General features: G+C 44.0%; 10 protein-coding genes. 2 read left to right on the top strand and 8 right to left on the bottom strand.

The genetic code is table 11. From position 1 onward, the window contains the following. Positions 1–4: 4 nt before the first annotated feature. The 8 genes from ACFEL9_RS10715 to ACFEL9_RS10680 form a co-directional block, all read right to left on the bottom strand. Positions 5–1,306: a TlpA family protein disulfide reductase gene (locus ACFEL9_RS10715; RefSeq protein ID WP_385889447.1), complete on the bottom strand. Its 1,302-nt coding sequence runs from the start codon at positions 1,304–1,306 to the stop codon at positions 5–7. 51 nt (positions 1,307–1,357) lie between these two features. Beyond that, a complete protein-coding gene (locus tag ACFEL9_RS10710) occupies positions 1,358–2,794 on the bottom strand; it encodes a RagB/SusD family nutrient uptake outer membrane protein (RefSeq protein WP_385889445.1) in 1,437 nt (478 codons plus the stop codon). Between the two features lie 12 nt (positions 2,795–2,806). Continuing rightward, entirely contained in the window at positions 2,807–6,178 is a 3,372-nt protein-coding gene (locus ACFEL9_RS10705) for a SusC/RagA family TonB-linked outer membrane protein (protein WP_385889442.1), read from the bottom strand. A 139-nt stretch (positions 6,179–6,317) separates the two neighbouring features. Then, the gene (locus tag ACFEL9_RS10700; RefSeq protein ID WP_385889441.1) at positions 6,318–7,523 is read right to left on the bottom strand and encodes a FecR family protein; all 1,206 of its coding nucleotides are present in this window, start codon (positions 7,521–7,523) and stop codon (positions 6,318–6,320) included. Positions 7,524–7,648: 125 nt separating this feature from the next. Beyond that, on the bottom strand, positions 7,649–10,411 hold the full coding sequence (locus ACFEL9_RS10695) for an ankyrin repeat domain-containing protein (RefSeq protein WP_385889439.1): 2,763 nt from the start codon (positions 10,409–10,411) through the stop codon (positions 7,649–7,651). A gap of 1 nt (position 10,412) precedes the next feature. Continuing rightward, entirely contained in the window at positions 10,413–11,576 is a 1,164-nt protein-coding gene (locus ACFEL9_RS10690; RefSeq protein ID WP_385889437.1) for a hypothetical protein, read from the bottom strand. Beyond that, entirely contained in the window at positions 11,577–12,353 is a 777-nt protein-coding gene (locus ACFEL9_RS10685) for a hypothetical protein (protein WP_385889434.1), read from the bottom strand. A gap of 164 nt (positions 12,354–12,517) precedes the next feature. Next, positions 12,518–13,087, bottom strand: coding sequence for an RNA polymerase sigma factor (locus tag ACFEL9_RS10680; RefSeq protein WP_385889431.1), 570 nt, complete (start codon positions 13,085–13,087; stop codon positions 12,518–12,520). 381 nt (positions 13,088–13,468) lie between these two features. On the opposite strand from ACFEL9_RS10680, the gene ACFEL9_RS10675 reads away from it, so the two are divergent. Together ACFEL9_RS10675 and ACFEL9_RS10670 are read left to right on the top strand one after the other, a co-directional pair. Continuing rightward, the gene (locus ACFEL9_RS10675; RefSeq protein ID WP_385889429.1) at positions 13,469–13,702 is read left to right on the top strand and encodes a helix-turn-helix domain-containing protein; all 234 of its coding nucleotides are present in this window, start codon (positions 13,469–13,471) and stop codon (positions 13,700–13,702) included. A gap of 301 nt (positions 13,703–14,003) precedes the next feature. Continuing rightward, positions 14,004–14,855, top strand: a complete 852-nt coding sequence (locus ACFEL9_RS10670) for an AbiJ-NTD4 domain-containing protein (RefSeq protein WP_385889427.1) — start codon at positions 14,004–14,006, stop codon at positions 14,853–14,855. Positions 14,856–14,923 lie beyond the last annotated feature (68 nt).

Raw genomic sequence — 14,923 nt, 5'->3', positions numbered from 1 at the left:
CTTATCATCTCTTCTGTAATACTAAAGTTGGGATAGCAATCTTTCTTTGAATGATGGCAAGGTCATATTTTTTTAAGTCCTTACGCAAAGCTTCGAGGGTCATATTCTTATCTGTGTACAGGCTAAGACCAATATCCACATTCCCTGTATATCCTGTTTCATCTACAAGAGGAAATGGTATTTCTCTATAGACAAGCAAGTCTTGAAGCCCACCAATAAATGATGTCATTGGCATATTATGATAGTAAAATAAAGAATCGCGATGTATTCCCTGGTGATTATACTTTGAGGCCTGTCCCTTTGATCTTATCTTATCTTTTTTACTGGTCCTGGCGATCACCCAGCAATCAATTTTATTGGTTATAACCGCGGCGTTAATATCGAAATAGCGTATTAGGTCCTGCTGCATGTATCGATAAATTTTCTCTGTGTCTTTTGGGGGCACCTGCAGATCATAATTATAGCAATACTCCTTCTTCCAGTCGTCAAATAAATAAATATCAGCAGGGTAATCAACAATCTCCAGTGGAACGTTTCTTAATTGAATCGCATTTCGTGATTGAAAATTATAACGTCCGCCCTCGCTAAAAGCATCGATGAACAAACTTAAAATAGATGAGTTGCTGCGTTTGATTCGATACGGATAGTTCGTTTCGTTGTTTACATAGGTAGCGTTGCCGACACTGATCCCCGGGATCCACCGGGTGAGCAGTGAATGGAACATGATGTTGTCTGATAGAGGACTTTTTAGGGAGGTTTCAATAAACATGGTATCTGAGTAGCGGATCGTGCTTAATTGCAACTTTCTGCCCAACAGATATTGTTCTATCGCTCTGCTATTAGCATTCCATCCAAATGTTGTAAAATTTATCTTTTTAGTGCTATCAGCCCATACATGATAAGGAACGCCGTGGTGTGGAAAATGTTTAGCCATGATTGTGTCGCCCGTAACAAATGGTATAGACGGAATTCGTAACTTTTTAAATCTGGTAAAAAACCTCAGAATAGAGTCCTTGCTTTCCGGATTAATGGCTATTATTTGAATTTGATCGCCGTATTTCCGTTGCAATGAATCCAGTCGGGGGAACTCATCAATACATGCATAACAGGTAGTGGCCCAAAAATTCAGGATAATCAGTTTTTTATTGATCGATCCTAAATCCAATGTCGTTGAGCTGTGGTTTATGACATTCGCCAATTGGATGTTGGGAAGCTGATCGCCAATGTCCAATCGTTGGGCAAAAGAGGTTGGTCCCGATAGAGTAATAGCAATAAGCAAATAGCTATAAATTTTTTTATAGTTCATGCACTGATAGTTTAAGCTAAGGATTTAGGCCCGTTGTCGAACTGACAAATTTCAATAACCTGGATTTTGCTTCAGGGCGGTGTTTAACTTCAACTGGCTTATCGGTAATGGAAATAAAGTATCTGTCAATTGCCAGTTGGGCGACTTCAATGCTTGCAGAGCAGCATCGGCATTTCCTGTTCTTACCAGGTCAAACCAGCGATGGCCCCACTCCGCAAAGAGTTCCGTTCTTCTTTCCTGTAGAATAGCCGTTAATAATTCTTCTTTTGTTGCGACTATAGTTGGTAATAACCCCGCTCTCGAACGAATAATATTAATGTCGGCGGCTGCTTCCAAAACTTTATCTTGTTGCGCTCTTGCTTCCGCTCTTATCAAATACTGCTCACCCAGGCGTAGCACAATATTGTATTCATCGGCGGGTATGGTTGAGCTGCGTATTTTATACTTATAAGAATAGAAATAATCGATTCCATTCACGTTCTTTACATTTGTCCAGTATTGTTTGCGCTTATCGCTGGTTTCAAAAGAAGATAATTGATCAGGAGTCAGCAGGTATGCCGGTCTGCTCATAAGTGCAGCACCTGGTACAAAAGCAAGGCCCTCGGCTGTCGAGTAAAACGCGGGGCTTGGAGCCAGTTGAAAAATTATCTCTTGGCTGTTACTGGTAAATACAGTTGCAAGATCATTAACCAGTGTATAACTACCAGCGTCGATGATTTCACTGGCTGTTTCTTCTGCCTTATTCCATTCCCGGTTATATAAATATGCCCTTGCCAGCAATGCGACAGCAGTCCATTTATTAGGATGGGTTCGATCAGCTGCTATATATGTATCAGGTAGCAGATTTTTTGCATCTACTAAATCACTGATGATTTGTGCATACACCTCTTCTTTTTTTGTTCTTGCCGTTGATTGATTTATTTTATAGTCAGTCGTTGTAACCAGCGGCACATCACCAAACAAATTCGCCAGGTAAAAGTGGAGAAGGGCTCTTATAAATTTTGCTTCCCCTGTCACCTGTTGTTTGACAGTGGAAGAAAGCCGCGTTGAATTGGCACAACCGTCAATGATCGCATTGGCGTGATAAATGCGTGAATAGGCGGGCGCCCAAAGCCAGTTCAGTACATTTTCGCTTTCGGGCCGCACCGAATTACTTCTGAATGCATCATCTTCCGGGTTAGAGTTGCGGTTATAAATCTCATCTGCACTCAGCCCGACACACAAGGTGATGCCACCGTTGAGGATCGAGTTGTTAAAATCCATGATGTTACTGTATAGACCATTGATGGCAGCTGTAGCTGTGGCGTCATCAGCAAATACGGTGACGGCAACGATCTGGTCATTGGGTGCACTTATCTCTACAAATTTTTTGCAAGAAGTAGTTACACTGATCAATAGGGAAATGAGCGGTAAGCCTAATCCTCTTGTTAGTGTAATTGCCTTAAACACCTCTTTTATCTGCATTATATAAAATAGTACTCTTTTCATAACTCATTTGTTTTAAAGCTGCACTTGCAGGCCTGCCGTTATCGTTTTCAAAGGCGGCAGAGCATACAGGTTTTGCGTTTCGGGATCAGCCCCCTTATAGCCAGTGATTGCAAAAAGGTTTTGCGCCAGCATAAAAGCTTTTAAGGATAGCCGTTTGTGTTTGCCGATGCCGGGAAACAAGTAAGAAAGGCTGATGTTTTTCCCCCTGATATAACTGGCATCACTATATATAGCTCCGGATGATGATAGATACCCTGCCGCCACATAGGCGTCACCGAATCCCGCGGTATATTTTTGAATCTCGCTGTTATCACCGGCCTGTTGCCAGCGGTCCAGCATAACGGTAGGCTGGTTAAAAGGTCTCCCCGGAAGATAGGACAGTTGATTGTATAAATGATTTCGGCCCTTTTGTTTTCTGAACTCAAGAAAAATTGAAAGCTCAAGATTTTTATACTTCAGTGTATTCTGTAAGCCGCCATAAAAACGCGGGTCGGTATTTCCCAGCACGACATAGTCATTGGGAAAAGAAATATTGCCGTCTTTGTCAATATCTTCAAATTGATACACACCTGTCGCTGCATCTACACCAAGGTATTGAAAGCCCTGGATCACGGACAGTGATTTGCCTTCTTTATACCGGTACGCATAGCTCGAGGCGTCTAACCCGGGAAAGGAGACGAGTTTGTTGCGGCTGACTGAAATATTGAAAGATGTTTCCCATTTAAAATTTGCTTGTTGAAAATTCTTTGACACCAGGCTGATTTCCCATCCTTTGTTTTCCACCAGTGCATCAAAGTTTTTGATCACTGAATAAAAACCTGTTTGAATGGGCAGCGAATAACCGATGAGTTGATTGGAACTTCTGTTTTGATAACAAGAAATATTGAGTAAGATGCGATCCTTCAAAAATCCCATTTCGACAGCCGCTTCAAATTTTCGGTTTATTTCCCAGCTATAATCAGGATTGTTGAGCCGAATAGGATATAACCCGGTTTGCCCCTGGTATCCATTATAAGTAGGGCTCCACGCATCCAGGAATTGATAATCGCCTATTTGATCATTGCCGGTAGTGCCATAGCTGCTTCTTAGTTTAAAGAAGCTGAAGAACGGCATACTTTTTTTAAAGAAGGTTTCATTGGAGATGATCCATGCTACACCCGCTGCACCAAAGTTGGCAAACTGCCTGCCGGGACCGAAGCGGCTCGATCCATCCCGCCGGCCTGAGACGTTAACAATATATCGGTTGTCCCAGTTATAATTCAGGCGGCCAAACACCGCATTATAGCGATAATCTGTTTTGCTGTTGCGGCTGGTGACGGTACCTGCGCCATTTATTGATTCCAGCAATGCATCACTGGAATAATTTTGTCCCGCTAGTGATACAAGCTTTTTATCGATGGCCTGCCAGGTGCCACCGGCCAGTGCAGTCAATGTCCCGCGTTTTATTTTTTGAGTGTACTCCAACTGCGGTTCTGCAATCCAGCTCATTAATGTATTGCTGGCAAAGCTCGCTGATGCTTTACCACTTTGCCGCGGGTCGATAGAGGCTTTAGGGATGTGGGCATTTTCATCGGAGTGAATATTGTTGTATCCCGTGCTGATCCGTGCTTCTAATCCTTTTACAAGTTTATAGCTTAGCTGCAGGTTGCTCACAAGGTTATCGCTCTTCACCCAATACTTTTGCAGTGTTGGGCTTAGCGGATTAAAAAAAGATTCACCTGCTTCTTCCCAGTTCAATCCACCTGTCGAATCATATAGTGAAGGGAGTGTGGGCGGCAAGTACAAATAATTTGTAAGATCACTTACCAGCAGGTTGTTTTTATCCGTTGCATAATTAGCCGTTAACTGCATGCCCAACTTTTTATCGGTAGTGCTGCTGTTGAGGCTGATATGAAAGGAACGCTGATCATCGGAAAAATCACCCGGATAAACTGTTGTTTGATGACGATAGGAACTGCCAACCAGGTATTGTGTATGTGCAGTGCCACCCGATACGCTGGCACGTGCATGACTAAAGTTGCCTGTTTTACCAATCAATACTTTTTGCAGGTTAGTATACCGGGCAGCATTCCACAATAAAATATCAGGTGCATAGCCTGAAGTGCCAGGCGTAGTGTTGGGCGTGATGCCGTCATTGGCAAAAGCTTCTTTTCTCATAACTAAATACTCTTCACTGTTCATCATCTTCAAAGCTGGAGCCCGGCTGCCACCCACTTGCACCGCGGCATCAACGCGAACGGAACCGGGTTGTCCTTTGCGTGTAGTGATAAGAATGACGCCATTTGCACCACGGCTTCCATAGATAGCCGTAGCATCTGCATCTTTCAACACTTCGATGCTTTCAATATGATCCGGGTTCACCAAATTGAAAGGACTCAGACCACCTCCGCGGATTGAATTGTCAAAAGGAACACCAATGGCTGAAGTCAGTTGGTTCAAATAGTTATTACCCGCTGCATAGGGCACACCATCAATGATGAGTAGTGGGGTGGAACCCTGTGCTATCGAATTTCTTCCTCTTATTTGAATCGTAAATGATGATCCCGGCACACCATTGCTTTGTGTAACGATCAATCCCGGCACTCTGCCTTGTATTGCGGCGAGTGGATTAGCCACCGGTTGCTTGCTGATCTCGGCACTGCTTACCCGGGTAATATTACCCGTATTCAATCGTTGCGTCGTTTTACCATAGGCCATCAGCATTACCTGGTCCAGCTCACTTAATTTGCTGTACACGGTGATCGACAAAAGATGCAGCCCGTTGATCTTTCGTTCGATGGTTTCTATTTCAGCGCCGCTGATGATCAGTACGGCCGACGGCTCTATATCCTCAAATCCAAACTCACCTTTGCTATCGGTTACTGTCATCGTTTTCGATCCTTTGATCGAAATAGTTATGCCCGGCAACGGCTCGCCGTCTTTATTAGTGATCTTTCCTTTGATGTCATGAATGGGTACTGGCTTTTCTTCCTGTTTTCTCCGGCGAACGACGATATGGTTGCCATCGATTGAATAGGTGAGGGGCTGATTGGTGAAGCAGATGTCGAGCACTTTTTTCAGCTCTTCATTTTTAATAGCAAGAGTGAGCGGCGTAGCTTTTACTATTTCTTCCCGTGTGTAGACAAACACATAGTCGGTTTGTGCTTCGATCTGGGCAAATGCTTTTTCAATCGGATCGTGGTGAAGCGATAATGTGATTGCCTGAGCATAGCCTTTGGCATGGCTATGCAGGCACGATAGTGTAATTAAAGCGATAACCAGCTTCATCATCATAAAGCATTTAAACCATGATCTTTTTTTAGTGCTGTTAGGAGCGGCCGGGTTCGTGGTGGGTGCCGCACGTGCTACTTCAGGGCCAGGTGGTGGCGAAAGGGCTTTTTGCATACCTTTGATTTTTGGGTTAAACAATTAACAGTTGTGTCGAATTTATTCGATGGGTTAACCCAAATACTCGCCGTTCCGATCACTACTCGGAACGGTTTTTTTTAGATTACCCCGGGTTTTACATAGGTATAAAATCTGTTTATGGTTGTACGATGATCTTTTTGCCTTTGATAGTGAAATGTACATTGTCCGTCATCTCCAGCAGTTTGAAAAGTTTTGACACCGGTACATTTCTATCGATCGTTGCATTGAAGTGATAAGTCACTTTTCCTTCGTAGTCTATATCCACATCATACCAGCGGGCGACCTGCCGCATGACACTTTCAATCGGGGCATCTTTAAAAACAAATTGGCCATTCTTCCACGCCATTACTGCTGAAGTGTTGGCGTTTTTATCAAGCAGTATCTCATTGTTGTTATGCACTACCGCCTGTTGCAAAGGAGCCAGGGTTAGTTTGTTTTTTTTACTGCTTACCGCTACAGTACCTTCCAGCAAGGTGGTGCGAATACGGTCTTCATCATCATAAGCATTGATATTAAAATGCGTGCCCAGTACCTGCACTTCCGTTTCATTTCTCAACCGTACTTTAAATGGCTTAGCGGCATTCTTTGCTACTTCAAAATAACCTTCGCCATCCAGCTCTACTATCCGCTCCGAACCTGTAAAGGCTACAGGATATTTTAAAGAAGAAGCGGCATTCAGCCAGGCACGGGTGCCGTCAGGTAGTATCACCTGATATTGCCCCCCCTTTGGTGTCACCAGTGTGTTATACTCTATATCCTGCGGACTGGTGGCAGTGCCGGAATACGTCAATTGGCCATCATTGGTTTTATTGATCAGCACGCCGTTTTCATTTTTAAGCAGGCCACTCTTTTGCTCTTGCAGGTTTACAATGCTTCCATCTGCCAATTGCAGCGTAGCCTTGTTACCACCCGGTAGTAAGTCGGTAATTGCCGAAGTGTTTTCGGCCGGCACATTCTTTTTACCGGCTTTGTTGAAGTAAAAGAGCCCGGTCGCCAGCAGCAGCGATGCTGCTATGCCGTAGGTCCAGTAGTGCCGTTTGCGCCATGAAGGCTGCACCTCTTTTACCTTTATCTGCGATTTTATTTTTCTTAGCGCCTTTTCTGTATCGATGCCTTCCATCTGGCGCATACCGGCCTCAATATTTTTAGGATCGGTTAGTTCTTCAAACAGCATTTGATTATCGTCACTCTCCACTATCCATGCATCCAACTCGTCCAACTCTTCTTCCGTCAGTGATTGACGAAGAAAACCACTCACCAGGTAGGCTACCCGCTCAGCCTGCTGTTGTTGCTGCGATGTCAATGAATCAGGTTGTTTCATACTATTAAGGTAGAGATTTTACTAAAATTACTTTGTAATAAGACAGCAAAAAATAGCCGGAGGACTACAAATGAGAGAAGTTTTTTTTGTATAATTATTTTGAAGAATGAACAAGGCGGTTGTTCTTATTTGGCACCCAGCGATTGTAATAGTTTACTATTAGATTCTCTAAGTTCTTCAATCGCTATGGTCAATGGAGTCTTTCCATCGTCATCTTTAATATTCATGTTAATTCCGGCTTTGTGTAATAGTTGAATGATTGTTGCCGCATCTTTTGAATCAGACGCAGCTGCTATATGCAAGGCGTTCTTGCCGTTCCTGTCCTTCGCGTTGATATTGACGCCAGCCTTCAGCAACATATTGATGCAATCCACGTTCTCGTTTTCTACGGCATAGTTTAACAGCGGGCCATCCATCCATGTTTCCACATTTACATTGGCTTTATTGTTCAGCAATTCCTGGAAAATATCCCGGTCAAAGTACCTGGCGGCAGTAAACAACAACGACTCTTCCTTTTCGTCTCCAGTATTGATACGGGTGCCGGCTTGCAATAGAAATTTTGCACAGTCTAATTTTTTTTGCTCGATTGCACGTTTCAGGGCCGTTTCGCCTTTGGATTTCTCATTTACGTTGGCACCGGCATTGACAAGCAGTTTTACAATATCCAACTGGCCATATTCAGCAGCCAGGTGCAGGGGCTTTTCATCTTCTGGTAGTAACACATTAGGCGCCATCCCTTTTTTCAGGAATGTTTCAATGATATTTTTTTGCCCGCTCTTAATAGCAGGTTCTACGCCTTCAATCTTGTTGGCTCCTTTTGTCAGCAGGAATTCAACTACAGAAGCGCGGCCTTTTTCGCAAGCCTCAACAAAAATTTTATTAAGCTTTTCTGGCGTTAGTTTGTTAGTTGATTCAGCACCCTGTTTCAGCAGGTATTCAGCAATGGTCAATTGATTTTCCTGGCAGGCATAAGCAAAAGCCTTGTCCAGTTTATCCTGCTTCTTGCTGGCCTTATATAACATTTTAAAGGCTTCAATATTGCCGGCAAAAATCAGTTTATAAACCGGGGCACTTGTTGAACTACCTGTTGCGTCTACATTCGCTCCGGCATCAACCAGTAGTTTTAGTATGCCAAAGTTGCCTGTGCGTATGGCGTTTTCAACAGGTGTCACGCCATAGGATTCCCCGTTGATATCGGCGCCCGCTTTAATCAGCGCCCCTGCAATGGCCGTATTACTATCATTGATAGCTGTATGTAATAGCGAGTATACCAGCGATCTTCCTCCTGTTGAGTTGGGATTGACATGGTCGGCCAGCAACTCCTTTACTGCATCAAGTCGTCCATAGGTTACGCTATGGAGTAATAAGGATTCCAAAGAGTGTACATCTGCACCTTTGAGAGTTCCGCCTTTGGAAAAGAGATAATTTTCAATTTCCGATGCTTTTTCTGTTCCATTATACCATATGGCATTAAATAAAGGCGTCCATTTCCTGCTATTCGGTGCATTAATATCTAACCCCCCGGTCACCAAAAGTTGTACCATTTCCAAGTCCTTTTCGTATACTGCAGAATGTAATAATGTGCCATTCTCTACTTCGCCGTTTAAGTCAATCAGTGCCTTCAATACCAATTTCACCATTGTATAATTTTTTTGTTTAATCTTGTAGCGGAGCATGAGGGCATCTGCTTTGGCACCTGCTTCAATCAGTAGCTTGACCATTTCAATATTATTTGCCCCTATGGCATCCTCCAGTGCACTAGAAGTACCATTTTTTTGATCATTGATTTTTGCACCTGCGCTAATCAATAGTTTTGCTATCGCCGGTTGCTTTTGTTCAACGGCAATATTCAGCAACGTGTTATATTGGTCGTTCCGCTCATTAATAGCTGTACCCTTTACCAGGGCTTTCGCCGCTTCCAGGTGGCCCTTTTCAATGGCATACTCAAGCGGCACATCGCCATCCGCATCCCGTGCATTTATATCTGCACCTGCTTTTAATAAAATATTCACTGCTTCCACGTTGCCACTTAGCGCCGCATAGTGCAAGGGAGTGGCATCATGAAAATCGCGGGCATTGGCCGAGCCGCAATCCGCCAGTTGTTCGTTGATCGCCTTTACATCGCCTTTTTCCGCTGCCAGGTGCAGGTAAATTTTTTTTCCGCGCAATACCGTGTCCAGTTGTAATGCATATCCCCATGATCGTATCATCTTCAAAACAGCCGGCATGCTTAATGCCCGGCCATAAGGCGGTTCATCGGCAACCGTCATTCCTACCAGCCGTGCGGCGGCATTGATAAGGCCACCACCTGAGTGACCGCTGCTGATATACGAAGATTGAAATATTACGTTGTTATCATTGATCTGCGAAATGCGGTCGGCGGCAACAGGCAGCGCCCACGACGCCCCATTGGGGTTACCAATCGGGTATACGGCCTGTCCGCGTTTAGGCACCAGGCTGCTCAACCGGTGAAAAGGAATCAGGCAAATATCGATGCCCTTCCTGGCGGGTTCATCTATTTGCAGGATGGCAAGGTCCATCGTAGCTTCATCACCATGTTTCAGCATTTTCGCTTCAAACATTTTGTCAGGCATCCACCGAAGCTTTACCTGCACTTTAGAGGGTAGCTGCTCACCGCGATGAAGAATGTGATATGCCGTGGCGATCAGTAAGCGATCTTTGCTTCGGCCGCAAATAATGCCGGCGCCATACTCAGGTACGCCGTTGTAATCGGCAGTTAGCATTACGATCAATTGACTGGTTATTTCAAGTTCCTTGTTGAAATCAAATTTATCATCGTCGTCCTGCGCAGCGGCAGGTAAATAAAACAAGGCGGCCAGGCAAATGCACCAGCATAGCCGGCGTTGAAGCTGTTGAAAAGGTTTCATGTTACTTTGATTTTTTCCACCAGTTTAAAATGGTAATTGCAAAACCAAAAATGTACAATACAGAGCCCCAGAGCAAGGAGAGGCCATGATTCGCTTTCAGCCATTCCAGGTAAGTGGGCATGATGTTTTTACGGTTATCATCATTGCCCGTTGTCATGCCGCTTACCCGGCCGTGATAAATGAAGCGAATATGATCGCCGTTTATTTCAAGCTTACGGATCTCGCCCGATGATGTTGAAAACTGTATTTCCTCACCATGACGAAGGCGCCGTTCTTTTCCGCCCAGTGCTTCAAAATAGATGGTTCCGGATTCAATACTTGATACCCGGCGAATGACGGTACGATCAGCTTCCACATGTTCATCAAAGCTGAACAGCAAAATGCTGTCGGCTTTCAGCATCGAAGGAAACAGCGGCGCCGAACCATTGGCTTTCCGGATATCAAAATTGGCGTCAGCGGCATCAGGATAAAGCATGATTCCTTTCGGTGATAAAAATTGCAGCGTATCATTCATCATTCCCGGCAGCCCAATGGCAACGCGGCCCATCACATCGGCACGGCAAGCATTGATATTGCCTTTAACAGATAAGCGGTATTGCCCCGGTATGTCCGTGGTGCGCAACCAGGCTCTTGTACCGGCCGGAATGGTAATAGCAGCCAGCGTAAGCGTTCCGGCCAGTGAATCAGCTGACAGGCGAATAGAACAGGTGGTTCCATCCGGAGACTCGTAAGACATGGCTTCGGTACGGGTGGATGTTGGCAGGTCTATTTTCTTCAAACCCGATGCGCCCAGTTGCGAAAGGGTTACCAGGTTGGTGAGCACTTGTGGTTGGCTGCTGCAAAAGCTCAGCTCTGTTAACGAAAGATCCAGCTCTACTTCCGTGCTGCGAACACGGGCAAAAAACAGGATGCTCAGCAGGGCCAATGTCACGCAAAGCACCACCAGCAGTTGCCAGCGATATAACGCCGGTGAAGTAACTGCGGACCGGATCTCTTTTAACTTCACCAGCCGTTCCAGCGGTTCCATCTTATAGGGCGGTACGTGGCCATGTTGCAATGTTTCATCAGCAAGGGCCCTGCTTTGCTCCTCCAGCAAAGCCTTCAGTTGTTTGGTTTGTTTATGATCTTTCTTATTCGGCAATGTTGTAGTAATTGAAAGTTGCAATCAGTTTCCGTTATAAAACAACATGTCAAAACCAGAGCCGCCACCATTGATCAGTGTGGCGCCGATCTCCAGGTAATAAAATCCTTTTGCAGGCAACACCGGCAGTATGATCTCGATGCCCCGCTCTGCCGGGTAATAGCCATAGCCCAGCTTTTCCGCTTCTTTGATAAATTGACCGGGCCTTCCATCTGCACCTACTGGCGCCAGGCTGACATACACTTCTTTTAACTCTGTGCCCGGTAATAACAGTAAAACTGTTTTACCCGATGTTGTCCTTTCATTATCCTGGCTGATGCGCAGGAGCAGGTACACTTCTTTATCTGCGCCGCCAACTTTGCAACGAATAGTGCCGGTGATGCCAATATCTCTGCTTGAAATATTGAGGGAACTGAGAATAGCGCTGGGCCAGCGGTAGCGCAATGAATCAGCCGGGTGCATGGTATCCATACGATAATACAACCGGCGTTTGATGCCCTGCGCACGGATATGCAATTTGCTTTTCACAGGTGGCTGGCTCCAACTAATGAGGATGGGCCTGCCGTTCTTGGTATTAATAGTGGCGGCCACCGAGGCAAAGGAAGCTACCAGCAGGGTAGTGCCACCAACGGGTTTTGCATAAGTGCCTTCACAGCGATCACCGCGGGGCCGGTAGCCAAGGGCACTGCCGGCAGGCTGTAGCAGTGATGAGTCGCAATAGTTCTGGGCAAAGACAATGACCGGGCTGCCTGCGGCAAGCAGCAACATAAAAATGAGCATAGCAAACAATGGTTGCTTCATTTTCGTTGGCTTTTATTGACACGGCAGGAAATAAGTATGCGTAGTTTAAATGCGGACAGGACTAAGGTTATCTAAATTTACTCATTAGTCGTCATACTTTGAACAAGTGGGAACAGTGATGTGGAGTTAAATGCTGATTGTAATAGCGATGCTATAATCAGCCATCAGGCATTGATGAATGGATAAAGCAGCAATAGCAATAGCAGGGGACGGAGCTTGCCTTTAATATAAGCAAGGGCCCTGGCCTTTTGTGTTTTCACCGTGCTCACGGATAGGTTCATTTCTTCCGCAGTTTCCTTTACCGACTTGCCATCAATGTACAGGCGGGTAAAGACGGTTTTGCATTGATGCGGTAACGCCTGCATGTGCCGGTATATATCCTGCATAACTTCGGCATGGATCATATGCTCCAGCATGGTTTTATCGGGAGCTGTTGTAGGAGGAATAACGATCTTTTTTTCTTTTTCCAGCCAGCTGAGGCAGCCATTGCGCACTGTAGTGTACAGGTAGGAGCGAAGCACCTTTTCATTGGTAAACTGCGCATGCCTTTTCCAAACCTTCAGGTAAGCATCGCTTACTATTTCTTCCGCGGCTTGCGGTTGTTGAATATACCGGTTGGCAAAGAAGCAAAGCGATGGATACCATTGGCGAAAATAGTAGTCAAACCCCCTTTCCTCTCCCTGTTGAAAAGAAAGAATATGTGCTTCTGCAATATGTGACGGCCGCAGACTCAAGCAGGCAACAGTTAAACAGGTTAAGCATGATTGAGTCTTTAAGTGTAGCCCTGATCATCATCATTATTGCGAGCGAAGTAAAGCAAAAAAATGGCGCAGGTCTCCGCTTACTGTACTGAGGCCCTCGGAGAGCCCGGACACAAATAAGGGAGCCCACGCCTAAACGTGAGCTCTTGCTTATCATCTTGTGTCCTTGAAATTTCCGAGGTTTCAGTACAAGACTCAAAGCGAAAGCTTCAATTCGTTTGAAGAATTCGCAAAAATAATTTTCGTCAGAACATACCTGTGTATGTCTAGTTCAAATATACGCTTTTAAAATAAAATACTGGTACAGGTACCTTTGACGTCCTAGTGCAAATATTCTCAATTGCCATTTAAAAAATGGCGGAGCTAACACGAATCGAAAAATATATTATTGCACGAGTAAAAGAGAAAAGAATTGAGCAGAAATTATCCCAAATCGCACTATCTCAAAAGTTGAACATGAGCGACAGTTTTGTTGGTCATGTCGAAACTCCAAAAAGGAGAGCAAAGTACAACGTCAATCATATAAATGCGCTTGCAAAACTTTTTAAATGTTCTCCGAAAGATTTTTGGCCGGAAAAGCCGTTGTGATATCAATTTACGTTGGGGTGGACATATCTTGGAAAATTTTAAAATCAATTTGTTATATTAGTTAAGTAAAATTTTTCGATTCCGTTCAGTCATTCCGACTTTTATTTTTACGAAACTCAATACTGGTAGTGGTTTCAACGAATGGACGTGAATTGTGTAGCAAATTGTGTAGCAGAAAACAGGATTAGAACACTGGCAAAAGCGATTTAACTTTAACAAATTGAGCGTAGCTCAATAATTTGCTAAGGCCTGGGTATTTACCTGGGTCTTTTGTTTATTGATCACTTAATTTAGAACGACAATGAATAAGTTTTCCGATAGAATAAGGGTAACTTCTCCGAAATCAATTATCCAAAAGGAATCAATTGACAAAGATCTTCTCAATGCATTGTGGAATGCATTATATCACTTTTATTGGGACCTTTTTGTTTATGAACGTTTCCGATCATGTCCTCAAGAGGTAAGAACTTTTTGGTTAGCGCTGTGGTTAGATTATTTTAAGGAAAGGGTTGATGAGTTGGATCAGGACACCCGAACCTTCATTGCAAAAATAAAGCAACATTTTTTTAATACTAAATGGTATGAAGTATACAATTTTTTAGAATTTGTATGCGAAAACTATCAAAGTGATTATTCTAACACAAATAAGGAATTTCAGGATTATTGTAATTCGATTTTTGAGAAGGAATTATCCGCTTACCGATTTATTAATGGAGTTTTGACTCCAATTACTACTGAAGAAGAAATTAAAGCTATAGAACTTTCTTTGAATATTGAGGATAAATATTCTTCTATTAAAAGTCACTTGGCCAAGGGATTGAAGTATTTGTCAGACCGGCAGAATCCCGACTATAAAAATTCTATTAAAGAGTCTGTTTGTGCGGTTGAAGCTATGTGTTGTGTCATTACTGGCAGACCAAAAGCTACCCTCGGAGAATCTCTCAAGCTTCTGGAAAAGGACTATTCTTTGCATTCAGCCTTGAAAAAGTCTTTGGATGGATTATATGGTTACGCAAGCGATGCTCAAGGGGTCCGCCATGGCGGGGGATCAAATGGAGTCAGTAATCCCACCCAAGATGAGGCAATGCTGGTTTTGATCACTTGTAGCGCAATTATTAACTACCTTATTAAAAAAAATCATTCCTCAAACTAATTTCATGAACGATAAAGACAAGAACTAGTAATAAAATTCGCCGGCAATGTTTTCAGTCTCCGAAGAGA

The organism is Terrimonas alba, from assembly GCF_042434975.1.
GTDB lineage: Bacteria > Bacteroidota > Bacteroidia > Chitinophagales > Chitinophagaceae > Terrimonas_B > Terrimonas_B alba.
This window is presented reverse-complemented; position numbering and strand designations above follow the sequence as displayed.

Bases quoted from the DNA above. Each gene is read 5' to 3' on its own strand.
- ACFEL9_RS10710 (WP_385889445.1), bottom strand. From the start codon at position 2,794: ATGAAAAGAGTACTATTTTATATAATGCAGATAAAAGAGGTGTTTAAG.
- ACFEL9_RS10685 (WP_385889434.1), bottom strand. From the start codon at position 12,353: ATGAAGCAACCATTGTTTGCTATGCTCATTTTTATGTTGCTGCTTGCC.
- ACFEL9_RS10715 (WP_385889447.1), bottom strand. From the start codon at position 1,306: ATGAACTATAAAAAAATTTATAGCTATTTGCTTATTGCTATTACTCTA.
- ACFEL9_RS10695 (WP_385889439.1), bottom strand. From the start codon at position 10,411: ATGAAACCTTTTCAACAGCTTCAACGCCGGCTATGCTGGTGCATTTGC.
- ACFEL9_RS10705 (WP_385889442.1), bottom strand. From the start codon at position 6,178: ATGCAAAAAGCCCTTTCGCCACCACCTGGCCCTGAAGTAGCACGTGCG.
- ACFEL9_RS10700 (WP_385889441.1), bottom strand. From the start codon at position 7,523: ATGAAACAACCTGATTCATTGACATCGCAGCAACAACAGCAGGCTGAG.
- ACFEL9_RS10675 (WP_385889429.1), top strand. From the start codon at position 13,469: ATGGCGGAGCTAACACGAATCGAAAAATATATTATTGCACGAGTAAAA.
- ACFEL9_RS10670 (WP_385889427.1), top strand. From the start codon at position 14,004: ATGAATAAGTTTTCCGATAGAATAAGGGTAACTTCTCCGAAATCAATT.